Annotated in this window: 22 protein-coding genes and 1 other RNA gene; 9 read left to right on the top strand and 14 right to left on the bottom strand. The window is 64.9% G+C overall.

All coding sequences use genetic code 11. From position 1 onward, the window contains the following. The first annotated feature begins 56 nt into the window (after positions 1-56). The gene (locus SO156_RS30205; protein ID WP_498537304.1) at positions 57-683 is read left to right on the top strand and encodes a glutathione S-transferase family protein; all 627 of its coding nucleotides are present in this window, start codon (positions 57-59) and stop codon (positions 681-683) included. Between the two features lie 163 nt (positions 684-846). On the opposite strand, the gene SO156_RS30200 is transcribed toward SO156_RS30205, so the two are convergent. The 4 genes from SO156_RS30200 to SO156_RS30185 all read right to left on the bottom strand — a co-directional run bounded on the left by SO156_RS30200 (position 847) and on the right by SO156_RS30185 (position 6,492). Then, complete coding sequence (locus SO156_RS30200; RefSeq protein ID WP_498537303.1) at positions 847-1,482, bottom strand: LysE family translocator; 636 nt, start codon at positions 1,480-1,482, stop codon at positions 847-849. Positions 1,483-1,568: 86 nt separating this feature from the next. Further along, complete coding sequence (locus SO156_RS30195) at positions 1,569-2,111, bottom strand: NADPH-dependent FMN reductase (protein ID WP_498537302.1); 543 nt, start codon at positions 2,109-2,111, stop codon at positions 1,569-1,571. 14 nt (positions 2,112-2,125) lie between these two features. Continuing rightward, on the bottom strand, positions 2,126-5,230 hold the full coding sequence (gene polA / locus SO156_RS30190; RefSeq protein ID WP_498537301.1) for a DNA polymerase I: 3,105 nt from the start codon (positions 5,228-5,230) through the stop codon (positions 2,126-2,128). A 194-nt stretch (positions 5,231-5,424) separates the two neighbouring features. Then, entirely contained in the window at positions 5,425-6,492 is a 1,068-nt protein-coding gene (locus tag SO156_RS30185; protein ID WP_498537300.1) for an acyltransferase family protein, read from the bottom strand. Between the two features lie 199 nt (positions 6,493-6,691). On the opposite strand from SO156_RS30185, the gene SO156_RS30180 reads away from it, so the two are divergent. The 3 genes from SO156_RS30180 (at position 6,692) to SO156_RS30170 (ending at position 11,463) form a co-directional block, all read left to right on the top strand. Next, positions 6,692-8,008, top strand: coding sequence for a UDP-glucose dehydrogenase family protein (locus SO156_RS30180; RefSeq protein WP_458149917.1), 1,317 nt, complete (start codon positions 6,692-6,694; stop codon positions 8,006-8,008). A gap of 144 nt (positions 8,009-8,152) precedes the next feature. Next, complete coding sequence (hrpB, locus tag SO156_RS30175) at positions 8,153-10,693, top strand: ATP-dependent helicase HrpB (protein WP_498537299.1); 2,541 nt, start codon at positions 8,153-8,155, stop codon at positions 10,691-10,693. 254 nt (positions 10,694-10,947) lie between these two features. Beyond that, complete coding sequence (locus SO156_RS30170; protein WP_498537298.1) at positions 10,948-11,463, top strand: TIGR02281 family clan AA aspartic protease; 516 nt, start codon at positions 10,948-10,950, stop codon at positions 11,461-11,463. A 35-nt stretch (positions 11,464-11,498) separates the two neighbouring features. On the opposite strand, the gene SO156_RS30165 is transcribed toward SO156_RS30170, so the two are convergent. Further along, on the bottom strand, positions 11,499-12,125 hold the full coding sequence (locus SO156_RS30165; protein WP_458149920.1) for a transglutaminase-like cysteine peptidase: 627 nt from the start codon (positions 12,123-12,125) through the stop codon (positions 11,499-11,501). Between the two features lie 423 nt (positions 12,126-12,548). Here SO156_RS30165 and SO156_RS30160 point away from each other — a divergent pair, with 423 nt between their 5' ends. Continuing rightward, on the top strand, positions 12,549-14,048 hold the full coding sequence (locus tag SO156_RS30160) for a phosphomannomutase/phosphoglucomutase (RefSeq protein ID WP_498537297.1): 1,500 nt from the start codon (positions 12,549-12,551) through the stop codon (positions 14,046-14,048). Positions 14,049-14,208: 160 nt separating this feature from the next. On the opposite strand, the gene SO156_RS30155 is transcribed toward SO156_RS30160, so the two are convergent. The 9 genes from SO156_RS30155 to SO156_RS30115 all read right to left on the bottom strand — a co-directional run bounded on the left by SO156_RS30155 (position 14,209) and on the right by SO156_RS30115 (position 21,844). Next, on the bottom strand, positions 14,209-14,718 hold the full coding sequence (locus tag SO156_RS30155) for an Lrp/AsnC family transcriptional regulator (protein WP_498537296.1): 510 nt from the start codon (positions 14,716-14,718) through the stop codon (positions 14,209-14,211). Between the two features lie 98 nt (positions 14,719-14,816). Further along, positions 14,817-15,737, bottom strand: coding sequence for a sugar kinase (locus tag SO156_RS30150; RefSeq protein ID WP_498537295.1), 921 nt, complete (start codon positions 15,735-15,737; stop codon positions 14,817-14,819). A 12-nt stretch (positions 15,738-15,749) separates the two neighbouring features. Next, the gene (nudC, locus tag SO156_RS30145) at positions 15,750-16,694 is read right to left on the bottom strand and encodes an NAD(+) diphosphatase (RefSeq protein WP_458149924.1); all 945 of its coding nucleotides are present in this window, start codon (positions 16,692-16,694) and stop codon (positions 15,750-15,752) included. 27 nt (positions 16,695-16,721) lie between these two features. Then, positions 16,722-17,141, bottom strand: a complete 420-nt coding sequence (locus tag SO156_RS30140) for an HIT domain-containing protein (RefSeq protein ID WP_027520822.1) — start codon at positions 17,139-17,141, stop codon at positions 16,722-16,724. Between the two features lie 267 nt (positions 17,142-17,408). Then, complete coding sequence (locus SO156_RS30135; protein ID WP_498537294.1) at positions 17,409-18,536, bottom strand: muconate cycloisomerase family protein; 1,128 nt, start codon at positions 18,534-18,536, stop codon at positions 17,409-17,411. Beyond that, positions 18,533-19,288 (bottom strand): SDR family NAD(P)-dependent oxidoreductase, encoded by a 756-nt coding sequence (locus SO156_RS30130; protein WP_498537293.1) that lies wholly within the window; start codon positions 19,286-19,288, stop codon positions 18,533-18,535. Before SO156_RS30130 ends, SO156_RS30135 begins: the two co-directional genes overlap by 4 nt. Then, positions 19,288-20,094, bottom strand: coding sequence for an amino acid ABC transporter ATP-binding protein (locus tag SO156_RS30125; protein WP_498537292.1), 807 nt, complete (start codon positions 20,092-20,094; stop codon positions 19,288-19,290). The genes SO156_RS30130 and SO156_RS30125 overlap by 1 nt, the downstream gene beginning before the upstream one ends. Next, positions 20,091-20,753 carry an amino acid ABC transporter permease gene (locus tag SO156_RS30120; protein ID WP_458149929.1) on the bottom strand — a complete coding sequence of 221 codons (663 nt, stop codon included), beginning with the start codon at positions 20,751-20,753 and terminating at the stop codon, positions 20,091-20,093. Before SO156_RS30120 ends, SO156_RS30125 begins: the two co-directional genes overlap by 4 nt. 230 nt (positions 20,754-20,983) lie before the next feature. Beyond that, positions 20,984-21,844 carry a transporter substrate-binding domain-containing protein gene (locus tag SO156_RS30115; protein ID WP_498537291.1) on the bottom strand — a complete coding sequence of 287 codons (861 nt, stop codon included), beginning with the start codon at positions 21,842-21,844 and terminating at the stop codon, positions 20,984-20,986. 178 nt (positions 21,845-22,022) lie between these two features. Between SO156_RS30115 and ffs the strand changes: the two genes are divergently transcribed. The 4 genes from ffs to recR all read left to right on the top strand — a co-directional run bounded on the left by ffs (position 22,023) and on the right by recR (position 25,003). Further along, an RNA gene (ffs, locus tag SO156_RS30110) (signal recognition particle sRNA small type) lies at positions 22,023-22,119 on the top strand. 94 nt (positions 22,120-22,213) lie between these two features. Next, a complete protein-coding gene (locus SO156_RS30105; RefSeq protein WP_498537290.1) occupies positions 22,214-24,052 on the top strand; it encodes a DNA polymerase III subunit gamma/tau in 1,839 nt (612 codons plus the stop codon). A gap of 26 nt (positions 24,053-24,078) precedes the next feature. After that, positions 24,079-24,399, top strand: a complete 321-nt coding sequence (locus SO156_RS30100) for a YbaB/EbfC family nucleoid-associated protein (protein WP_254100560.1) — start codon at positions 24,079-24,081, stop codon at positions 24,397-24,399. A 1-nt stretch (position 24,400) separates the two neighbouring features. Next, positions 24,401-25,003, top strand: a complete 603-nt coding sequence (gene recR / locus SO156_RS30095; RefSeq protein ID WP_027520814.1) for a recombination mediator RecR — start codon at positions 24,401-24,403, stop codon at positions 25,001-25,003. Positions 25,004-25,029: the final 26 nt, after the last annotated feature.

The raw sequence follows: 25,029 nt of genomic DNA, 5'->3' as shown, positions 1-25,029 counted from the left end.
AGGCCGCGACGTCCTGGAGTAGTGGGATGCCGGACAAAGCGGGAAGGAAAAGGCCAATGACCATCGAGCTCCACACCTGGAATACGCCGAACGGCCGGAAAATCTCGGTCGCGCTGGAGGAAATGGGGCTCCCTTACAAGGTCTTCCCGGTGAACATCACCAAGGGCGAACAGATGGCGCCCGAGTTCCTCAAGCTCAGCCCGAACAACAAGATTCCCGCGATCGTCGACCCCGAGGGGCCGGACGGCAAGCCCGTCAGCGTGTTCGAATCCGGTGCCATCCTGCTCTATCTCGGCGAGAAGACCGGCAAATTCCTGCCGAAGCCGCTGGCGGCCCGCATCCCCGTCTACGAATGGCTGATGTGGCAGATGGGCGGCTTCGGGCCGATGCCCGGCCAGGTGCACCATTTCATTGCGCTGGAGAACGAGCAGGACCGCGCCTACGGGTTGAAGCGCTACATGGCCGAGACGCGTCGTCTCTACGGCGTGCTGGATCGACGGCTCGAGGGCCGCGACTACGTCGCGGGCGATCTCTCGGTCGCCGATTTCGCCATCCTGGGCTGGGCGTGGCGCCACCCGCGCCACAAGGTGGAGCTCGCGGACTTCCCGAACGTGAAGCGCTGGTACGAGGCCTTGATGGCGCGCCCTGCGGTGAAGCGGGGGATGGAGGCGAAACTGGATTGAGGTTGCTTCTCACCCTCTCCCCTTGTGTGAGAGGGTGGATCGCCGCGAAGCGGCGAGACGGGTGAGGGGTCACTATCCTCACGAACGGTCTAGCGCATGGAGAGAACCCCTCATCCGGCGCTTCGCGCCACCTTCTCCCGCAAGGGGAGAAGGAAGAACGCCGTCAAACCCGCTTTGCCTCCACCGCCATCCGCACGGCAAGTCCGGCGAGCACCGTGCCCATCAGCCAGCGTTGCACCAGCATCCAGCTCGGGCGTGTCGCCAGGAACAGCGCGATCGAGCCGGCCGCGAGCGCGATCACGGCGTTGACGCTGACGCTGATCGCGATCTGGATTGCACCCAGTGCCAGCGACTGTGTTAGCACGGTGCCGGCGGCCGGGTCGATGAACTGCGGCAGCAGCGCCAGATACAGCATCGCGATCTTCGGATTGAGGAGGTTGGTCACGAACCCCATGGCGAACAACTTTCGCGGGCCGTCGACGGCGAGCTTCTCCACCTGGAACGGCGAGCGGCCGCCCGGCTTCACCGCTTGCCAGGCGAGCCAGAACAGATAGCCGGCGCCGGCGAGGCGCAGCGCGTCATAGGCGAAGGGAATGGCGAGCAGCAGCGCGGTGATGCCGAACGCCGCGCACAGCATGTAGAACACGAAGCCCAGTGCTACGCCGCCGAGCGAGACGATGCCGGCCGCCGGCCCCTGCGTGATCGAGCGCGAGATCAGATAAATCATGTTCGGCCCCGGTGTCAGTACGAGGCCGAGGCAAACGAGGGCAAAGCCGAGCAAGGCGGATGTGTGAGGCATCGATGAACTCGTGCGGGAGATGCACTATTCTAATATGCGAGGGCTCGCGCCGCCATTCCGCAATTGCACGGAGGACAATTCACTGATTAGGGCGCGTCGGCCTCAACGCTCCGGATGAACGCCGCAAAACACTCCATCGCCGAACGCAGCGGCTCCGCGACGGCAGGATCTGCGACGATGCGGTGCTCGTCCCAGGCGCCGCCGAGCAGGGGCAGCGTCACACAAGCTTCCCGTGCGATCCGGGCCGACATCGTCTCCAAGGTGAGCGTGAGGGCGGCGAGCGCGTGCGTGGCGCGCGGCGACGTGTTGATCAATGCGATCGGCTTGCCCGGAAATTCATGGCTTCCGACCAGCCAGTCGAGCGCATTCTTCAGGACGCCGGCGACACCGCGGGCATTTTCGGGGCTGGAGATCAGGAGGCCATCCACGCTTCCAATGAAGTTGCGCATTGCCCCGACTGGGGCGGGAACGTCATCGCCATCGAGGTCCGGATTGAAGAAGGGCAGGACCCCAATTCCTTCGAAGGCCACCACGTCGACACCAACAGGTGCGAGCCGAGCCGCTGCACGCAACGCAGCCGCATTGCTCGAACCGGCCCGCAAGCTGCCGGAGATCGTCGCGATCTTCATCAGGGTGTCCGTCGTCAGTGCGCCTCGTCCCAATTGGTCGCCGCGCGGGCATCGACATGCAGCGGCACCGAGAGCAGCACGGCCGGGAAGGGCGCGTCCTGCATTACGTGCTGCACGACCGGCAACGTCGCTTCGACCTCCGCGTCCGGCACCTCGAAGATCAATTCGTCATGCACCTGAAGCAGCATCTGCGCGGAGAGTTTTTTTGCCGCGAGCGCGTCTTCCGCCCGCGTCATGGCGCGGCGGATGATGTCGGCGGCTGTACCCTGCAAGCGCGCGTTGATCGCGGCGCGCTCGTTGAAGGCGCGCACCGAGGCGTTGGATGCCTTGATATCAGGGTAGTGACACTTGCGGCCGAACAGCGTCGTGACATAGCCGTGGCTCCGGCAGAAATCGCGCGTTTCGTCCATATAGGCGCGGATGCCGGGGAAGCGCTCGAAATACTTCTTGATGTAGGCGGAGGCCTCCTCGCGCGCGATGCCGAGCTGGTTGGCAAGGCCGAACGCGGAGATGCCGTAGATGATGCCGAAATTGATCGCCTTGGCGCGGCGCCGGATTTCGCTCGGCATGCCCTTGATCGGCACGCCGAACATTTCCGACGCGGTCATCGCGTGAATGTCGAGCCCGTCCTTGAACGCCTGCTTCAGCACGGGAATGTCGGCGATCTCGGCGAGCAGCCGCAGCTCGATCTGCGAATAGTCGGCCGAGACCAGCTTGTGCCCGGGCGTCGCGATGAAGGCGCGGCGGATCTTTCGCCCGTCCTCGGTGCGCACCGGGATGTTCTGCAAGTTCGGCTCGTTCGACGACAGCCGGCCCGTGGTGGTCGCTGCCAGCGCGTAGGTCGTGTGCACGCGGTGGGTCTGCGGATTGACGTAATTCGGCAGCGCGTCGGTATAGGTCGATTTCAGCTTCGAGACCTGGCGCCACTCCAGTATCTTCTTCGGGAAGTCGTGGCCCTGCTCGGCGAGATCATCCAGCACCTGCGCCGTCGTCGACCACGCGCCGGTCTTGGTCTTGGTGCCGCCCGGAAGTCCCATCTTGCCGAACAGGATGTCGCCAATCTGCTTCGGGCTGCCGACATTGACCGGCTCGCCGGCGATCTCCTGGATCTCGGCTTCCACCCGCGCCGCGGTCTGGGCGAAGTCGCCCGACAGCCGTGACAGCACCTGGCGGTCGATCGAGATGCCGCGGCGTTCCATGCGCGCAAGCACGCTGGTAAGCGGTCGCTCCAGCGTCTCGTAGACGGAGGTCATGTGCTCGGCGACAAGGCGCGGTGTCAGCACGCGCCACAAACGCAAGGTCACATCGGCGCGCTCGGCGGAATGCTCGGTTGCCTTGTCGATCGCGACCTGGTCGAAAGTGAGCTTGTTCTTGCCGCTGCCGATGAGCTCGCTTTCGCTGAGCACCGCGTGGCCGAGCCAGCGCTCGGCAAGCGATTCCAGCGCGTGCGAGCCCCGGCCGGCGTCGAGCACGTAGGATATCAATTCCGCGTCGTCGTGGTTACACAGCGTGATGCCGGCCTGCGCCAGCAGCACCGTGATGAACTTGGCATTGTATCCGATCTTCAGGATGCCCTTCGACTCGAGCACGGGCTTCAGTGCCGCAACCGCCGCTTCGAATTTCACCTGGTCGGGCGCGAGCCCGGCATCGAACAGGCCGGCGCCGCCGCCGGGCGGCTTGTGGGCCAGCGGTACATAGACGGCATCGTCCGCGCCAAGCGCCAGCGCGATGCCGCAGATGTCGGCCTGCATCGGGTCTTCCGAGTTCGCCTTCACCTCGAGCGCGACATGGCCGGCGTCGTGGATGCGCGCGATCAGCGCCTTGAGCTGATCGAGGGTCGTGATCGTCTGATATTTGGCGCGGTCGATCCTGGTCCTGCGCGCGGCTTCCGCGCGGGCCTCGGCGAGCGACACCGGCGTGCCCTTGGGGCTTGCAGCCTTGTCCTCCTTCCCCGCGGCCTTGTTGCGCTCCGTGGGTACGGCTTGCGTCGATGCGCCAGATCCCGGAGCAAGTCCCGGCGCCGGCACGACGTCCGAGGGCGGCAGCGGCGAGAACACGCTGGCGCCGGTCTTGTAGCCGGGATCGGCCTCCACGTCGGCGGGATCGATCTGGGCGTATTCGGCGACGCGACGTGTCAGCGTCGTGAACTCCATCGCCTTCAGGAAGGCGACCAGCTTGCGCGCGTCGGGCTCGTGGACGGCGAGATCGTCCAGCGGCACTTCGAGATCGACCTTGTCGTCGAGCAGCACGAGCTGGCGCGAGATCCGCGCCTTCTCGGCGTTCTCGATCAGCGCCTCGCGCCGCTTCGGCTGCTTGATTTCGGTCGCGCGAAACAGAAGCTGCTCCAGGTCGCCATATTCGACGATCAGTTGCGCCGCGGTCTTGATGCCGATGCCGGGCACGCCCGGCACGTTGTCGGTGGAATCGCCGGCCAGCGCCTGCACCTCGACCACCTTCTCCGGCGGCACGCCGAATTTCTCGATCACCTCGGGAATGCCGATACGGCGATCCTTCATGGTGTCGTACATGGTGATCTTGTCATTGACGAGCTGCATCAGGTCCTTGTCGGAGGACACGATGGTCGTGACGGCGCCACGCTCGTTTGCCTGCCGCGCATAGGTCGCGATCAGATCGTCAGCCTCGAAGCCGACCTGTTCCAGGCAGGGCAGGTCGAAGGCGCGCACGGCCTCGCGGATCAGCGCGAATTGCGGGATGAGATCGTCCGGCGCGGGCGGCCGGTGCGCCTTGTACTCGGGATAGATCTTGTTGCGGAAGGTGACCTCCGACTTGTCGAAAACGATCGCCAGATGCGTCGGCCGGTTGTCCGCGGGCATGTCGCGGAGCAGCTTCCACAGCATGTTGCAGAAGCCGAGCACGGCATTGACCTGCAAGCCGTCGGACTTGCGGTTGAGCGGCGGCAGCGCGTGATAGGCGCGGAAGATGTAGGAGGAACCGTCGACCAGGAACACATGGTCGCCCTTGCCCGCTGCCTTCGCCACCACGGCTTTGGCAGCAGGCTGGGCAGCAGCGGATTTGGTTTCTGCCTTTGTCTCGGAGTTGGTTGTCTCGGACTTGGTTGTCTCGGACTTGGCGGCGGTTTTCGGGGAGCTCTTGGGCATGGCCGCAATGTATGAATTTTTGCGGCATTTGACAGCCTTGGAAGGGGGATTTTTGGGCTGCTGGCGCCACTATCCCCACTGTCATTCCCCGCGAAAGCGGGGAATCCAGTACGCCGCGGCCTATCGGTAGATACCCGCCGTCTCTGGAATACTGGGTCGCCCGGTCAAGCCGGGCGACGACAGCGGAGCGAGCGCTACTCCGCCGCCTGCAAAACCGGCCCCGCCTTCTTCGGCGCTATCCAGAAGGCGTCCGGACGCTCGAACAGGAAGTGGGCGTGCATGCGCAGCGCGACCTGCCAGATTAGGAGCGCACCGGCGACGCCCGCAATGGTGACGATCAGCGACATCATGCCGATGTCGGGAACAACGCCAGTGCGCAGCAGCAGCGTTCGCGTCGCGGCCATCGGCAGGAAGAAGGCGAGATAGATCACGATCGAATGCTCGCCGCAGAACCGAAGGAAGTTGAGCCAGCGCGCATGCGCGAGCAGCGTGCCCATCGTCACGATGGCGCACGCGCCGCAGAGGCCGAGCAGAAGCGAGACCACCGGCCATTCGCTTGCGCCGTATGCAACGAGACCCGCATCGACGAGCGCCCACGCGCCAAGCGTGGCGAGGGCAACGGCTGGATGCCTGCGCGCGCGATCCGACAAGGCGAACACGTAATCCGCAAACAGGTAGCCCGAGTAGAAATAGACAAAGCGTGCGCAGAACTCGTCGATCGCGGTCCATCCCGTTGCGATGCGCGCCGTCTCCAGCAGTGCCGCGGCGAGCCAGATCGCGAGCGGCGGGATTCGCCGTGTCAGTTTTGTGACGACGAAGAAGATCGGTAGCAGGTAAATGAACCAGAGCGTGCCGAACGGCTCGATGAATGACTCGAGATACAGAAGGCCCGCATCACGCCAGCTCGTCTCGGCGGCGAAAGCCGGTGCCTTGAAGCCGAACTGGATTGTCACCCAGAGGACATAAAAATAGGCGAAATGCACGACCTTGCGGTCGAGATAGATTCGCCAGTCGCGGTCGATCACGAGCGGCAAGAATAGTCCCGAAATCAGGAAGAAATCCGGCATCCGGAACGGCTTTGCGAAGGCGACCAGACCATGCATGAACCCGGGTTCGCCGGCGGCGATCTCAACCCCCAGCACCGAGTGCATCATCACGACCATGACGATGCAGATTCCCTTGGCATAATCGACCCAATCGACGCGCGCTGGCGGCGAGGTCTTGGAACCTCCGCTTGCGGCGATTGTGCCTGATAGTGTCATGGTGTCCCTTTTCGAGGCGCTTACCGCCCAAGAGCGAGGCAGTATGCCGGCGCAGGGTTTCGGTCTCCTTTACTCTACAAATCACATGCCGGTTTTCTTGCCGTGTTTCTTGGGGCCAGCCTCTTCCCCGCGGACATGAAAATGCTCTAAGACCGCTGCAAAGCATCATCATGCGTTAACCAAGACAGGCAGGTTTTTCATGCGAATTGCCATGATCGGCACGGGCTATGTGGGGCTGGTTTCCGGTGCTTGCTTTGCGGATTTCGGCCATGACGTCACCTGCGTCGACAAGGACGAGCGCAAGATCGCCGCGCTCCACCGCGGTGAGATCCCGATCTACGAGCCGGGGCTCGACTCGCTGGTCGAGACCAATGTGAAGGCCAAGCGCCTGAGCTTCACGACCGATCTTTCCGGGCCGGTGGCGGAGGCGGATGCCGTGTTCATCGCGGTCGGCACGCCGTCGCGGCGCGGCGATGGTCATGCGGACCTGTCCTACGTCTACGCTGCCGCGCGCGAGATCGCTGGGTCGCTCTCCGGGTTCACGGTCGTGGTCACCAAGTCGACCGTTCCGGTCGGCACCGGCGATGAGGTCGAACGCATCATCCGCGAGACCAATTCGAAGGCCGATGTGGTGGTCGCGTCCAACCCCGAATTCCTGCGCGAGGGCGCCGCGATCCGCGATTTCAAATTCCCGGATCGCATCGTGGTCGGCACCAATGACGAGCGTGGCCGAAAAGTGATGGGCGACATCTACCGCCCGCTGTCGCTGAACCAGGCGCCGCTGATGTTCACCGCGCGCCGCACGGCGGAGATGATCAAATACGCCGCCAACGCGTTTCTGGCGACCAAGATCACCTTCATCAACGAGATCGCCGATTTGTCCGAGAAGGTCGGCGCCAACGTCCAGGAGGTCGCGCGCGGCATTGGCCTGGATAACCGCATCGGCACCAAGTTCCTGCACGCGGGCCCGGGCTTCGGCGGCTCCTGCTTCCCCAAGGACACCAAGGCCCTGATCAAGATCGCGCAGGACTATGACGTGAGCCTGCGCATCGTCGAGGCAGTGCTTGCCGTCAACGAGAACCGCAAGCGCGCGATGGCGCGCAAGGTCAGCCACGCGCTCGGCGGCGCGCTGCGCGGCAAGACCATCGGCGTGCTCGGTCTCACCTTCAAGCCCGACACCGACGACATGCGCGATGCGCCCTCGATCCCGCTCGTCACGGGTCTGCTCGACCAGGGCGCGAAGGTGCGGGCCTATGACCCGGTCGGTATGGAGCAGGCCAAGCAAGAGTTGCCGGCGATCGAGTATTGCGAGGATGCGTATGCCTGCGCCAAGGGCGCGGACGCGCTGGTCATCGTCACCGAATGGGTGCAGTTCCGCGCGCTCGATCTCGACCGGCTGAAGGAGATCATGGTGCAGCCCGTCGTGGTCGATCTGCGCAACATCTACCGTCCCGAAGACATGGAAGCCGCCGGCTTCGTCTATGAGAGCGTGGGACGGCCTGCCGGTCAGGTTTGATCGCCGCATCTTGTTGTCATACCCCGCGAAGGCGGGGTATCCAGTACGCTCGACCTTCGTCGGTGACGAGGGTCTTAGGTTGACTGGATCGCTCTCCTTAGCGCGCGATTGCGCACGAGGCGGGCGACGACGGATTAGCGGATATTGCCTCGCAGCTTCGACACGCCCCTTCCGATCGATGCGGTGCTCGACGACCTGTCGCGCACCCTGGAAGCGCACAACGCTGCCGTGCTGGTGGCGCCGCCCGGTGCTGGTAAGACCACGCGCGTGCCGCTGGCGCTGCTGGATGCGCCCTGGGCGAAAGCCAAGAAGATCATCGTGCTCGAGCCGCGGCGCATCGCGGCCCGCGCAAGCGCCGACCGCATGGCGAAGTCGCTCGGCGAGCGCGCCGGCGAGACGGTCGGCTATCGTGTCCGCTTCGGCTCGAAAATCTCGCGCGCGACCCGCATCGAGGTGGTGACGGAAGGCATCTTCACCCGCCAGATCCTCGACGATCCCGAGCTGACGGGCGTCGCCGCCGTCCTGTTCGACGAATTCCACGAGCGCTCGCTGGATGCCGACCTCGGCCTCGCGCTGGCGCGCGATGCGCAGTTGGGCCTGCGAGAGGATTTGCGCATCCTCGTGATGTCGGCGACGCTGGACGGCGCCCGGGTGGCGAGGCTCCTCGGGGAAGCGCCCGTCGTCGCGAGCGAGGGCCGCGCGTTCCCCGTCGAGACGCGTTATCTCGGCCGCAAGGCGGACGCGCCGCTGGAGCGGCAGATGGCGGATGCGATTGCCTCCGCGCTGCGCGCCGATGCCGGCTCGGTGCTGGCGTTCCTGCCCGGCGCGGCCGAGATCCGGCGCACGCAGAACTTTGTCGCCGAACGCGTCCATGACGCTGCCATCGAGATCGTGCCGCTGTTCGGCGCGCTGGATGCCGCCGTGCAGGATCGCGCCATTGCGCCTGCGCCCAAAGGCACGCGCAAGGTGGTGCTGGCGACCTCGATTGCGGAGACCTCGCTCACCATCGAGGGCGTGCGCATCGTCGTCGATTCCGGTCTTGCCCGCGTGCCGCGCTATGAGCCCGGCATCGCCTTGACGCGACTCGAGACCGTGCGCGCCTCGCGCGCTGCAGTCGATCAGCGCCGCGGTCGCGCCGGCCGCACCGAGCCCGGCGTGTGCTACCGGCTCTGGGACGAGCCGCAGACCGCCTCGCTCGTGCCCTACACCCAGCCCGAAATTCTGAGCGCGGACCTTTCCTCGCTCGTGCTCGATCTTGCGCAATGGGGCGTGAGCGATCCTACCGCGTTGTCCTTTCTCGATCCGCCGCCTGCGCCCGCCTGGAAAGAGGCGAAGAGCCTGCTCGCCGAGCTCAACGCGCTCGATGGCGACGGTCGAATCACGATGGAAGGCAAGAGCCTGCGCGCGCTGGCGCTGCCGCCGCGGCTCGCGCGCATGATCGTGGATTCGCATCGCGCTGGCAGCGGCGAGGCCGCCGCCGAAATCGCCGCCATTCTCACCGAGCGCGGGCTCGGCGGCGACAGCGTCGATCTCGACCACCGTCTCGATCAATTCCGCCGCGACCGCTCACCTCGTGCCACCAGCGCCCGTGACCTCGCACGGCGCTGGGCCTCGCAAGTCGCGAACGCCGAGAGCCGCGCAACCGCCGCCTCTTCTCCCTCCCCCCTTGCGGGGGAGGGGCGGGGAGGGGGCCCCACGGCCGCAACTGCATCCGTTGACCTCTCCACCGGCATCATGCTCGCCTACGCCTTCCCCGACCGCGTTGCGCGCAACCGCGGCAACGGCAGCTTCGTGCTGGCCAACGGCCGCGGCGCGGCCGTCGAGCAGTCGTCTTCGCTTGCGCGTGCGCCCTACATAGCGGTGGCCGAGATGACAGGCACGGCGGCGAGCGGGCGCATCCTGCTTGCAGCGCCGATCAGCGAGGGCGACATTGAAGGTCATTTCGCCGAGCACATCGAAACCTCGGACGAGATTTCCTTTGATCGTGGCGCGATGGCGCTGCGCGCACGCCGCAAACGCGCGCTGCACGCCATCACATTGTCCGAGTCTCCGCTCACGCTTACGCCGTCCGAGACAACGGCCCGTATCCTCGCCGAAGGCCTGATCGCGGCCGGCCTCGACCGGCTGCCCTGGTCGAAAGCCGCCATCCAGTGGCGCGACCGCGTGATGTTCCTGCGCAAGGCCGAAGGCGAAAGCTGGCCCGATCTGTCCGACGGCGCCCTGGTTGCGCGGCGCGATGACTGGCTGGTGCCCGCGCTCTATGACAAGACGGCGCTGAAGGACGTCTCCGCCGGCGACCTCTCCGAGGCGCTGATGGCGCTGTTGCCATGGGACCTGCGCGCGCGGCTCGAACGCGAGGCGCCCACCCATTTCGAGGCGCCGACAGGGACGATGCTCGCGATCGACTACGAGGCCGAGCAGGGGCCGACCATCGCGGTGCGGCTCCAGGAATTGTTCGGGCTCAACACTCATCCATCGATTGCGGGCGGTAAGGTGCCGCTCGTTCTGGAGCTGCTGTCGCCGGCACAGCGGCCGGTGCAGGTGACGCGCGACCTGCCCGGTTTTTGGCGCGGCAGTTACGTAGCGGTCCGCTCCGATCTGCGCGGGCGATATCCGCGCCATCCCTGGCCCGACGATCCCGCGAGCGCACTGCCCACCCGGCGCGCCAAGCCGCGCGGGACGTAAACCGACGGCAGACCCTCATGGTGAGGAGCGCGGAACGCGCGTCTCGAACCATGCAGGCCCCGCTCGTACCCGTGGCCATCCTTCGAGACGCCCGCTTCGCGGGCTCCTCAGGATGAGGGCTTGTGGTGTTGCGATACGGTCGCATTAACCCTTCCGTCACGCTTTTCGCCAAAATGGCGGCCTCCCGTCCGCAAGCCCGCTCGCGGGCGGGCGCGTAGCGTGATGAAATCGTGTTTTCGGCTCCGAGTGGTGTCATGCGTAACATTATGATCTTCGCGGCCATCATGATTGGGCTGGGCACATTCATGGCGCAGATGGCCGACAAGATGAGCTCGGCGTCCGCCACATCGGCCCCGCGCCAGATGGCCGCCGTTCAGCCGCCGGCGCCGCAAGGGAGCAACCGCAGCGTCAGCATCCCCCGCGACGCCCGCGGCCATTTTCAGACAGAAGGACGGATCGATGGCCAGCGCATCGGCTTCATGGTCGACACCGGTGCTTCCGTAGTGGCGCTGAACGAGACCTCGGCTGCCCGCTTCGGCCTGCGTCCCTCGCACGGCGATTACAACGCGAACGTCACCACCGCCAACGGCACCATCAAGGCCGCCCGCACCCGCATCGCGATGCTCGACGTCGGCGGTCTCATCGTTCGCGACGTCGATGCCATGGTGCTGCCGGACGAGGCGCTGTCGGAGAATTTGCTCGGGCTCTCCTTCCTGTCCAAGCTGAGGCGCTTCGAATACGCCAACGGCCAGATGGTGCTGGAACAGTAGGCGAGCGCTTCGGTCGACGGCCTGACGGCGAAGCTCTATACGCTACGCGGCGCGACGACGTTCCAATATCGTGGGTTGCTCGGCGATTGAATTCGAAGCCAGCGATAGGGTGCGCGTGGCCACGGTCTGATCTGCGCCGTCAAATTATCCAGTACCAGATCACCACTCTTCGCTCGGACCAGCAGAACCAGATGGCGCTTGCCCCAGGCGGTCACGACCTCGGCGAGCAGAAGCGCCCGCTGCGGCCATCCAAGGCTCAGAAGCCTGTGTCGTTTGCTGACGGCATAATCGTTGCAGTCGCCGCGTTTCGGATCAATCAGCCAATCTTCCACCCCCAGGACCGGCTCGTTCGGTTCCGGGATAATGGCTCTGTTCACGGTCTCATTGACCTCACTTAAATCTGTCCATCGTGCCTCCGTAAGGGAGATCGGCCCGCCACGGAACAGCTGGTGGGCCTGGCATTCGTCCCGGTAGTGCAGGCAAAACATCGTGTATGCCATCGGCGGAAGCGTCGGATCGCCGAGCTTGAGGTGCAGGGGCGCCGACGGAGGAGCAGTCGGCATACCCCACACTCTCTTATCGGCCGATTGAGCGGCCATCATTTGGCAGATCAACAAGATCAAGCCGGCCACGATCGCGGCCGGGACCGACGCCATGCGCATGCTTTGTCTCCTACGCGTTACGTCGTGGAGAAAGCTCGTGACGAGGCTTGAGTTAATGCTCTAATTAATCGGGTCAGGCCGCGTCCTGCGCCAAATCGATCGCGCAGCGTCCATCGGGCGAGACGGAGTAATGCTGAGCGGGATATGCGCGGTCGGGCCAGTTAGTTTCAACACGATTTCGCGATCTGAGGTTGTTAGGCACAAAGTGCACATCCGCGATGGAACGGATCGATCATGGCCGAGATCTTTGGCCGGGCGCTTTGCCCAACCTTGCGCGCTCCGAGCAGCGCTTGAAGCAACGTCTCTCCGTTACCAAACTGCCGCAATTATCGGCCATAAGCCAACAATCCCGCCCTTCCGCTCGGCCTGAGCATTCGCTATGCCTGCGGTATATTCCTCCTGCCTGCTAACGAGATTGTCTCGATGTTTCCCAAGCCGAAATCCTCGCTGCTGCCCAACACCTATGCCTTCGAATCCGAACCCATGGTGAAGGCTACCGGCTTTCGCGAATACGACGCGCGCTGGCTGTTCAACAAGGAAATCAACCTGATGGGGGTGCAGGCGCTCGGCATGGGGCTGGGCGCGCTGATCGCCGAGCTCGGCGTCCGCCAGGAGATCGTCACCGGGCACGACTTCCGCGGCTATTCGGCCTCGATCAAATATGCGCTGATCTCCGGCCTGATGGCGGCGGGCTGCAAGGTGCATGACATTGGCCTTGCCGTGACGCCGATGGCCTATTTTGCGCAGTTCGACCTGGATGTGCCCTGCGTTGCCATGGTCACGGCCTCGCATAACGACAATGGCTGGACCGGCGTGAAGATGGGTGCCAACCGTCCGCTGACCTTCGGCCCCGACGAGATGACGCGGCTGAAGGAGATCGTGCTCAACGCCGATTTCAGGAACAAGGCCGGCGGCTCCTATCAGTTCCACGAAAATTATCCGGCGCGGTATATCGCCGATCTCACCAACCGCCCGAAGCTGAAGCGCAAACTCAAGGTCGTTGCGGCTTGCGGCAACGGCACCGCCGGCGCATTCGCCCCGCAGGTGCTGGAGGCGATCGGCTGCGAGGTGATCCCGCTCGACACCGAGCTCGACCACACCTTCCCGAAATACAATCCGAATCCCGAAGACATGGAGATGCTGCACGCGATCCGTGATGCGGTGCTGCATCACAAGGCCGACGTCGGTCTCGGCTTCGACGGTGACGGCGACCGCTGCGGCGTCGTCGACAACACGGGCGAGGAGATCTTCGCCGACAAGGTCGGCGTGATGCTGGCGCGTGACATGTCGGCGATCCACAAGGACGCGCAGTTCGTCGTCGACGTGAAGTCGACCGGCCTGTTCATCACCGATCCCGTGCTGCAGAAGCAGGGTGCGAAAACCGCCTATTGGAAGACTGGCCATTCCTACATGAAGCGCCGCACCAACGAGATGGGCGCGCTTGCCGGCTTCGAGAAGTCGGGCCATTTCTTCTTCAACAAGCCGTTCGGGCGCGGCTATGACGACGGCCTCGTCTCTGCGATCGCGATCTGCGACATGCTCGACCGCGCACCGGGCAAGTCGATGGCCGACCTGAAGAACGCGCTGCCAAAGACCTGGTCGTCGCCGACCATGTCGCCGCATTGCGCGGACGAGGTCAAATATGGCGTCATCGATGCCGTGGTGAAGCATTTCGAAGGCTTGCACGAGAAGGGCGCCAAGATCGGGGGGCAATCGATCCGCGACCTCGTCACCGTCAACGGCGTGCGCGTCACGGTTGAGGACGGAAGCTGGGGCCTGGTGCGAGCGTCCTCCAACAAGCCCGAGCTCGTCGTCGTTGTCGAAAGCCCCGTCTCCGAGCAGCGCATGCGCGACATGTTCGAGATGGTGGACGGCGTGCTGCGCACGCATCCGGAAGTCGGCGAGTACAATCAGAAGATTTGAGCGGCGCGAGGGAGGCATGATCCATGCCTTCCTCTCCGCTGTCATGCCCCGGCTCGACCGGGGCATCCAGTACACCGCCGTATTCAATCGCCGTCTCTGGAATACTGGATCGCCCGGTCGAGCCGGGCGATGACAGTTCCCTTGTGGCGAGATTCGAAGTCTAAGCCGTCACTACCACCGGGATCGGCAGTGCGGTGACCGACTTGATCTTCTCCATGGCGAAGCGCGAGGTCACGTTCTTGAGCGGCACGGCGCTGATCAGCTTCTTGTAGAAGACGTCATAGGCCTGCATGTCGGCGACCACGACGCGCAGCATGTAATCGACATCGCCGGCCATGCGGTAGAACTCCATCACCTCAGGCATGGCGCTGACGGCCTCGGCGAATTTCTTCAGCCAGGCCTCCGAATGGTCGGCGCTCTCCACCGACACGAACACGGATATGCCGAGCCCGATCTTGTTCTGGTCGACCAGCGCCACTCGCTTGAGGATCACGCCATCGGCCTCCAGGCGCTGGATGCGCTTCCAGCAAGGCGTGGACGAGAGCCCGACCCGGTCGCCGATCTCGGCGACGGACAGGGAAGCGTCTTCCTGAAGTACCATCAGAATCTTGCGGTCGATGGCGTCGAGGCGGCGATTGGTCTCTGGCAGTTGGACGGCGAGGTCGCTCATTTGAGGAACTTTTTTCCATTTCAGGGGTCGAAATCCCTCATATATAGAAAAATCTTCTAGAGCAAGCCCATATTGCGGACACCCGGGTGCCGCGCTGGTCAGCCTTCGTGCAAAAGCTCTTCAACTTCAATGCGTTGCGGGGCGGCCAGACCGCCACCAAAGCGGGTGCATTTCAGCGCGGCAGCGGCCGCGGCGAATCGCAGCGCCTCCCGCCTATCCCGGCCTTCGGCGAGGTGAAGTGCAAAAGCACCATGGAAGACGTCGCCTGCGCCGAGCGTATCCACGGCGTGGACCGGAAAGGCCGGCGTCTCCTCCAGCTCGCCCCACTCATTGAGCCAGATCGTGCCGCGCGGGCCGCGGGTGCCGGCGAGGAATGCGGGCGTCAGCCTCGCCAGCGTCTTCAGCGCCCCACCGTCGTCGGCGACACCGGCCGTTTCCCGCAACTGCTCGCTGGCGAACAGGATGTGCGAGGCGGCCGCGAAAAGGCCATCGCCTGGCGACATTGCGCGGTCGACGCCGACGATGACGGGAATGCCGCGGCGTCGCGCCTCGGCGCAGAGGGGAAGGGCGAATTCGGCGCAGCGGCTCTCGACCAGAATGGCGTCGCAATCGCCGAGCAGCGCGTCGGCATCAGGCAGCTTCACCGTCCACAGCTTGGGATCACGATAGATGACGAGGGTGCGTTCGCCGCTCGCGTCGATCATGATCGTCGAGACCGGCGTCGTCAGGCCCGGCATTCGCGCGATGTGCCCGACGTCGATGCCCTCGCGCGCCATGCGTTCGAGGATGAAGCCGCTCGAGGTCTCCCGCGCATCGCCCATCGGCCCGACCAGCGCAGCGCGGCCGCCGAGGCGCGCGATGGCGATCGCGGCGTTGAGAGCGTTGCCGCCGCAGATCTCCTCCAGATGCGTGGCGTTCGCCTTGCTGCCGTGCTCGGGGACGCTGTCCACGCGGAAGGTCAGGTCGCGCACGGGAATGCCGATGCAGAGGATGCGCGGCGCGATTGTTCTGGCGGACATCGGCCGTCGTCGCTATGCGCCGTCCTTGCCCTGCAACCAGCGGCCGACCAGATGATGGGCGATGGCGAAGGGGTGCGGACCGGCAAGCCCGTCCGGATGCGTTCGCGTCAGCATGAGCCGCGCTTCGTCGCGGCTGAACCAGCGCGCGTCTTCCAGCTCCGAGTGGTCGACAGTGATCTCATCCGTCAGTGCCCGCGCGCTGCAACCGATCATCAGTGACGACGGATATGGCCAGGGCTGCGTCATGTAATACGCGACGTCCGTGCAGCGAATGCCGGATTCCTCGAAGATCTCACGGCGCACAGCGTCCTCGATGGTCTCGGCGGCTTCGACGAAGCCGGCAAGGCAGGAATACATGCCCGGCGGAAACTGCTTCTGGCGGCCGAGCAGGCACTTGTCGCCGGCGGCGACCAGCATGATCACGACCGGGTCGGTGCGCGGAAAATGCTCGGCCTTGCAAGCAGGACATTCGCGCTTCCAGCCGCCTTCCTTCATCGCGCTGCGCGTGCCGCAATTGGCACAATAGCCGTGGCGCTGATGCCAGGTGACCATCGACTTCGCCATCGCGATCGCGGATAGCTCGTCGGGGTGGATTGCGCCCTGCATGGCCATGCCGCGCAATTCGGTCACGGTATAATCCTCGCGGCCGATCAGCTTTTCGGCCGCGGCCTGCGGCATGCCCATGCCGAACACCGCTGCGCCATCGCGCAGCCCCAAGAAGATCGTGCCGGGATTGGCGCCGCATTTGGTGGCTTCGTCGATCGAGAGCAGAGCGCGCACGCCCTCGCCCTCGCGCTTCACCAGCAGCGAGTCGCGGTAGATCACATAAGCGCGCGACGACGGCTTCTGTTCGATCGCGAAGAGTTTTTCGTCATTGAGGCGCAGATGCGCGGCGCGATCCAGGACGTTGGTGACGAAGGCCGGCCGTCCCAGCGGAAACGAGTCGAATGCTGACATTATTGTTCTTTCAACCCAATCGTTCTTTCAACCCAACCAGATCTTGCGGCGAAGCGCGCTGATGAAATTCTGCACCTCTTCGGCATCATGCGCCAACGGCGGCATCACGCCCCAGACCGGGCGCGGCCACGCCGCATCGCTGGTGCGGCGCGCGATGATGTGCACGTGAAGCTGCGGCACGAGGTTGCCGAGCGCGGCGACATTGAGCTTGTCGCATTTGGTGATCTCCTTCAGCGCGCGGGAGACGCGCGTGATCTCGGTCATCAATTGCGCCTGCTGGACCTCGTCGAGATCGATGATCTCGACCGCATCCGCGCGCCGCGGCACAAGCAACAGCCAGGGGTAATGCGCGTCCTTGATGACCAGCACTTTCGACAACGGCAGATCGCCGATATCGATGGTGTCCTCTTTCAGGCGGGAATGCAGCGACCAGGCAGGATCAGGCATGAAGATTGTCCGGATGGCCCGACAGGCTCGGGCGGCGAGGGCAGGAACCCAAAGTGTTCGGCTTCGACCATACGCCACCGATTCCCGTAGGGGAAGGATCGCACTCCGCAGGAGCGATATGCTCCATCGTCGTCCCGGCGAAGGCCGGGACCCATAACCACAGGGAGAAGTTGTTGTGCGAGATCGTGGTTGCGAGCTCGCACGAGCAACAGAAGCCTGCGGCTATGGATTCCGGGCTCGCGCGTTGCGCGCCCCGGAATGACGGAATTACGCTTCCGCCAGCACGCGCGCGTTGGCGCGGACCGAGGCTTCGCTGACGCGGATGCCGAGGCCCGGACCATCGGGCACCACGACATGGCCGGCGCGGTTGGGGATGCGCTCCTCCAGCACGTCCTCGGTCAGCACATGGTGCGGCATGTAGAACTCGCAGCCAAGCGAGATGCCGGGCGTCGCCGCGATCAACTGCGTGCCGGCGGCGAGCCCGATGCCGCCTTCCCATAGCGTGCCGCCATAGCCGGGCAGGCCGGCGACGTCGGCGATCGCCATGATGGCTTGTGACTCGAACAGGCCGCCGGCCTTCATCAGCTTGATGGACACCGCGTCAGCGGCTTGCCGGCGCACCACCTCCATCATGTCGCGGCGATCGAAACAGCTCTCATCGGCGAGAACAGGTGTTTCCAGCGCTGACGTCAGCTGTGCCATGACGTCGAGATATTTGCGCGGCACCGGCTGCTCGATGAAGGTCGGCGAAAACTGCTCGACGTCGCGCAGGATCTTGATGGCGCCAAATGGCGCCAGCGCCTGGTTGTAATCGACCCGTAGATCGACGGTATCGCCGAATTCTTTCCGGATCGCCGCGAGATGATCGAGGTCCTCGCGGTGCGGCTTCACACCGGTCTTGACCTTGTAGATGACGTTGCCGTCCGGAACCATTTTGCGCATGCGCTCGAGGTCGGCGGCGAAATCCGGATCGGCAATCGAAAAGGAGAGGGGGATCGTGTCGCGCACGCGGCCGCCGAGCAGGTCGGCGGCCGAAAGTCCCGCCGTTTTGCCGACGATGTCGAGCAGCGCCATCTCGATCGCGACTTTTGCTTCGGCATGTCCAACCAGCGCGCGGTCGAGCTCCGCCATCAGCGCGCGGATGCGGCGCACCGGCTTACCGAGCAGGATCGGACGCAAGTAGATGTCGAGCGCGGAGAACGCCGCCTCCGGCGTTCCCGTAAACACCTCCCATGGTGCCGCCTCGCCCCAGCCGACTACGCCGTCGCTCGCAGTGAGTTCGAGTAGCACGCGCTTCACCGTGCCCTTGACGTTGCCGACGCCCTGAAGGCGGGCCATCTTGATCGGGCTTTCGATCAGGAACAGGCGAAGCCGCTCGATCCTCGCTTCGGTCATGCCAGGCCTCCATTGACGTGCCAGATCTGGCCGGTGACGTAGGATGCCTTCGGCGACGCCAGGAAGGCGATGATCTCGGCCACCTCCTCCGGGCGCCCGCGACGGCGCATCGGGATCAGCGCTTCCGTTGCGGCGATCTGCTCGGGCGAAAGCCTGCTCTCGCTCGGCTTGTCCTTGAGGATGAGACCGGGCGCAACTGCGTTGACGGTGATGCCGTCGCCGGCGAGCTCGACCGCGGTGAGCCGCACCAAAGCTTCCAGCGCGGAGCGGCTCGCGGCGGTTGCCGCGAAGGGCGCGAAATCGGGGCGGATCGCATGCGCAACGAACGACGACACCGCGATGATCCGCGCATCGTGCCCGGCACGCAATAGCGGAAGGGCGGCCGCGACCAGCCGCGTGAAGGCCAGCGCGGACTCCTCCATCGCGCGGCGGAATTGATCTGCCGGCGTGCCGATCGCGCTGCCGCGGCGGGCATGGCCGCCGACCAGGACGAGCGCATCGAGCCGGCCGAAGGCGGCTTGCGCGGTCGCGACAGCGTCGGTTGCGGCGCTCTCCTCGGCGAAGTCGCCGAGGCATTTCGCGATCGTCGCTCCGCGCGCTTCGGCCTCAGCGGCCGTGGCATCGAGGCCGGCACTGTTCGAGCGTGTGTGCAGCAGGAGTGCGGTACCGGGAGCGGCCAGGAGCTTTGCCGTGGCGCGGCCAATGCCGCTGGCGGCGCCGGTGACGAGATAAGCGCGATTGATATCGGACATCACGATGTCGCATTGGCTGGCGGCAATGCGCCGGTGCGGTGGAAATGGCTCAGGAAGGCGCGCGTCGCAGCTTCCCGCGGGGCATCGATCACCTGCCGCGCCGGGCCGTCCTCGACAACGACGCCATCGCGCATGAACACGACGCGATCAGCGACTTCGCGGGCGAAGGCGATTTCGTGAGTCACGATCACCATGGTCATGCCTTCGGAGGCGAGCTGCTGCATCACGTTGAGCACCTCGCCGACGAGCTCGGGATCGAGCGCGGAGGTCGCTTCATCGAACAGCATCACGTCCGGCTCCATGGCGAGTGCCCGCGCGATCGCCACGCGCTGCTTCTGTCCGCCGGAAAGCGTCGCCGGATATTGATCGGCCTTTTCCAGGAGCCCGACTTTTGCCAATTGCGCGCGCGCCAGTTTTTCGGCGGCTGCCTTCGGCATGCGGCGCACCGTGACGGGGCCTTCCATGACGTTTTGGAGCGTCGTCATGTGCGGGAACAGGTTGAAGTGCTGGAACACCATACCGGTGGTGGCGCGGAATCTTGCCAGCGTCTTCACATCGGGCAGCTTCGCGCCTTCCCCGAACGCGAAGCGCGTCTCGCCGACGCGGACGCTGCCGCCGTTCGGCACGACCAGCAGGTTGATGCAGCGGAGCAGCGTCGACTTGCCGGAGCCCGACGGCCCGATCAGCGCGACCACGCCGCCCTTGGCGACGTCGAGGTTGATGTTCTTCAGCACCTCGTTGCTGCCGAAGCTTTTGCGCAAGCCGCGGATTTCGATCTTGCGACTATCTCTAGACGTATCGCTCATTCGCTGACCGCCAGACGCTTCTCGCCCCGCCGCACGATGATGGTCAGGGGAATCAGGATCGCGGCATAGGCGAGCGCCACCGCGGTGTAGGTCTCGAGCGGCCGGTAGCTGTCATGCGCCGCGACCTGGCTCTGATAGACGAGGTCGGGCACGGCGAGAACCGAGACCAGCGAGGTGTTCTTGAACTGGATGATCGACTGGTTCATCAGCGCCGGAATCATGCGCTTGATCGCCTGCGGCAGGACGATGCGCATCATGGCCTGGCGCGGCGTCATGCCGAGCGCGGCGCCCGCTTCCGACTGACCGCTGTCGATCGAGACGATGCCGCCGCGAATGATCTCCGAATAAAACGAGCCGCCATAGAGCGACAGCGCGAGCGCCGAGGCCGTGATCGGCGTCATCTCGACGCCGGCAAGGATCGGCAGCGCGTAATAGAACCAGATCAGTTGCACCAGGATCGGCGTGCAGCGGAACGCCTCGACGAAGGTCAGTGCAATGCCGCGCAGCCAGCCAAAGCGCGACAGCATCGCGAGCGCGGCGATGAGGCCAAACAGCAGTCCGAGCAGCACGATGACCACGGTGAAGCCGACGGTGACGCCGAGCCCGTTCAGGAAGAGCCAGCGATAGCTCCAGAGGATGCCGAAGTCCCACTGATACATACGTGCCTTTCGGAACTCAGACTGACGCGAGATTAAAGCGGTGGTGCCGCATTCTCACTGCACCTCTCCCGCTTGCGGGAGAGGTCGGCGCGCGTCAGCGCGCCGGGTGAGGGCTCTCCCCATCTTGGGGTTATCGATTGCGGAGGCACCCTCACCCCAACCCTCTCCCGCAAGCGGGAGAGGGGGCGCGGTGCCAATCACGGATCGAGCTTGCCTCAAACTCATCCTACTTACAGCGTCACGCCCGGCGGAATGTCCGCCTCCGTCACGCCCACGAGCTCCATGTTTGTGAGGATCGCGGTGCGGATGAAGCCGAGGCCCTTGTTGAAGTCGATCCAGGTGTTGACGTAGTCGCGCCAGGTCTTGTCGGTCTCGCGGCGGAAGCCGGCGTTCGAGGTGGTGGCGAAGATCGGCGTCGGCAGCACGAACTGGCCGAGCGAAGGATTCTTCTTCAGCACCGTGAGCGAGAGCATGGTGATCAGGCACTGCGCGTCCACGCGACCGGTCTGCAGCGCGGCGGTGGCATCATCCGCCGTCTTCAGGCGCGAGATCTGCGCCTTCGGGATCAGGCGGCTGACGACCTGGTCGTGCGAGGAGCCCTGGTCGACGGCGATCTTGATGTCGGGCGAGTTCAGCTCGGCCCAGGTCTTCGGCTTGAACTCCTTCTTGGCGAGGAAGCCGAAGGCGTTGTTGAAGACGGGAATCGAGAAGTCGACCACGAGCGCGCGCTTCGGAGTTGGGTTGAGGCCGAAGAAGATGTCGATCTTGTTGGACTGGAGATCGAGCACCGAATTGCCCCAGGTCGTCTCGGTGATCTCGAGCTCGGCCTCCATGTCGTCGGCGAGCGCCTTGGCGATGTCGATGTAAAAGCCCTTCCACTGCCCGCTGGCGAGGTCCTTCATGTAATAGGGCGCACCGCCATTGACCGCGCCGATCCGCATCTTCTTGGTACGGCGGATGCGCGCGAAGGTGGATTCGTTGGCATCGGGGGCCGTCTGCGGCGCCGCCGGGGATGCGACCGCGCCTGCCGCCATTGCCGCGCCGACTGCGCCAAGCCCGACAATCGATGCAACATCACGACGTGTAACCATTTTGGTTTCGCTTTTCTGATTGGGTGAAGTTCCGGCAGCGTTCATACCAAGGCAGCACCAACAGCGAAAGCACAGCCTCTTGGCGCTTTAGGCGGGGATTTGCCCGGATGCTGGGCAGGCTGATACCCGACCCGATACCCGCTTGCTTTCCGACCCTTTTGGCCCCAAATAGAGACCGGGAGATTGGCGGTGGACGAGCCACTCGCCAACCGGGTCAGGTCCGGAAGGAAGCAGCCCTAACGAGGTCCGGATCGGGTCGCTCGTCAGTCTCCTACCTGTTTTTTCGAGCGAATTGCGCCGGCGGGCTCCCCGCCAGCGCGCTCCTTTCCGCAAAAGCCGGCCGAGAGACATTTCATTGCGGATCGACCGATGACCGACGCTGGCGCCCCCACAGACCCTGACAGCGCCAGCCAGCCTGGCTTTGCGCTCGGCGCCCAGCCGGGAACGCCGTATCGGGTGCTGGCGCGCAAATACCGCCCCTGCAGTTTCGACGATCTGATCGGCCAGGAGGCCGTGGTCCGCACCGTCTCCAATGCGTTCGAGACCGGGCGTATCCCGCAGGCCTGGATCCTCACCGGCGTCCGCGGCGTCGGCAAGACCACCACCGCGCGCATCCTCGCCCGCGCGCTCAACTACGAGATGCCGGACGGCTCGGTAAAGGGCCCGACCATCCACATGCCGACGCTCGGCGTGCATTGCCAGGCGATCATGGAAAGCCGGCACATGGACGTGCTGGAGATGGACGCGGCATCGCACACCGGCGTTGATGACGTCCGCCAGATCAACGACAGCGTGCGTTATGCGCCAGCCAGCGCCCGCTACAAGGTCTACATCATCGACGAAGTCCACATGCTGTCGACGGCGGCGTTCAACGCCTTCCTGAAGACGCTGGAGGAGCCGCCGGAACACGCAAAATTCGTGTTCGCGACCACCGAGATTCGCAAGGTTCCGGTCACGGTGCTGTCGCGCTGCCAGCGCTTCGACCTGCGCCGGGTCGAGGCTGACGTGCTGATGAATCACCTTGCCAATATCGCTGCGAAGGAAAGCGTCGAGATCGAGCCGGAGGCGCTCGGCATCATTGCTCGCGCTGCGGAAGGTTCGGTACGCGACTCGCTGTCGCTGCTCGACCAGGCGATCGCCCATGCGGCCGGCCAGGTGAAGGCCGATGCCGTCAGGCAGATGCTGGGGCTCGCCGACCGCACCCGCGTCATCGATCTCTTCGATTCGCTGGTGCGCGGCGACATCGCGTCGGCGTTCAAGGAGTTCCGCGACCAGTACGATACCGGCGCCGATCCGATCGTCGTGCTCTCGGACCTTGCTGAGTTCGTCAACTTCGTTACCCGCGTCAAGATCGTGCCGGCTACGGCGGATAATGTCGCCTATGGCGAGACCGAACGGCTGCGTGCGCGCGAATTCGCGTCGAAGATCTCGATGCGCGTCTTGTCGCGGATGTGGCAGATGCTGCTCAAGGGCATCACCGAGGTGCAGGCCGCGACGCGCCCGGCGGCCGCCGCGGAGATGGTGCTGGTCCGCATCGCCTATGTCGCCGACCTGCCGACGCCGGACGAAGCGATCAGGATGCTGGAGCAGAACGGCGGCGCGTCGCCGGTCGTGAGCGGCGGCGGCGCTGCGCGCAGTACGCCGACCGCGCCGGTTGCCTCCGCGGCGCCGGTGCGCGCGCCGTCCTCGCTACCCTCATTCGGCGGTGGTGCGCGGCCGCAAATGGCAGCGCCTGCGCCCGAGATCCAGGGCTCGGCGCCCGCGCTGCGCATCACGAGCTTCACCCAGCTCGTCGCGCTCGCCGGTCAGAAGCGCGACCTCATGACCAAGGGCGCGCTCGAAGGCGATATGCGCCTCGTCCGTTTCGAGGAGGGCCGGCTGGAAGTCGCACTCGAGCCCAACGCCTCCAAGACCATGATTTCCGAGCTCGCGCGCAAATTCGAGCTCTGGACCGGTCGCCGCTGGACGGTGATCGTGTCCAACGAGCAGGGCCAGCCGACGCTGCGCTCGCTCAACCAGGCCGCCAAGCAGGAGCACGCGCGGACCGCGGAGGCCGATCCACGGGTGCAGGAGGTGCTGTCGCGCTTCCCCGGCGCCAAGGTCGTCGAAGTCCGCAGGCTTGCCCCCGAGACGCCGGAATCCAATATTAACGCCGACTATGGCAGTGACGATCCGCCCGACGGTTCCGACGGCGACGACGATCTCTGAGCCTATCTTTCCAAGGACGAACAACCATGGCTGATTTTCTCGGCATGATGAAGCAGGCGGCGCAGCTGCAATCCAAGATGCAGGCGATGCAGGACGAACTCGGCAATGTCGAGGTCGAGGGCATCTCCGGCGGTGGCCTGGTGGCGGTGCGCATGACTGCGAAGATGGACGTCAAGGGCATCAGGATCGATCCCTCGCTGATGAAGGCGGAGGAGCGCGAGGTGCTGGAGGATCTGCTCGTCACCGCGCTCGGTGATGCACGCCGCAAGGCGGAAGCCGCCATGCAGGAGAAGATGCAGGCGCTCACCGGCGGTCTCGGCCTGCCGCCGGGCCTGTTTGGCCAGTGATATGGGAGCGGTTGCCGGTCCCGAGATCGAACGCCTGATCCAGCTTCTGGCGCGGCTGCCCGGCTTGGGGCCGCGTTCGGCGCGGCGGGCCGCGCTGCACCTGATCAAGAAGCGCGAAGCGCTGATGATGCCGCTCTCCGCCGCCTTGCAGGTCGCGCTCGATAAGGTCCAGGTGTGCAAGACCTGCGGCAATATCGATACGCAAAGTCCCTGCACGGTCTGCACCGACCCGCGCCGCGATCCGGCCATCATCGTCGTGGTCGCCGATGTCGCCGATCTCTGGGCGCTGGAGCGGGCCAACGCGACGCAAGGGCGCTATCACGTGCTTGGCGCGACATTGTCGCCGCTCGACGGCGTCGGCCCGCAGGATCTCACCATCGACGCGCTGGTCGCCCGCGCACATGATCCCCAGGTGCACGAGATCATCTTGGCGCTGAACGCAACGGTAGACGGCCAGACCACGGCGCATTACATCACCGACCTGCTCCAGGATGCCAACGTCAAGGTAACCCGGCTCGCCCATGGCGTTCCGGTCGGCGGAGAACTTGATTATCTCGATGAAGGTACGCTATCGGCAGCAATGCGGCAGCGGACCCTGTTCTAGCTTTTCCCTTAAGACGACGGAACGGA

The sequence above is a fragment of the Bradyrhizobium sp. UFLA05-125 genome (assembly GCF_059803515.1).
Note: the sequence above shows the minus strand (reverse complement) of the source record. Positions and strands in the feature narration are given on the sequence as shown.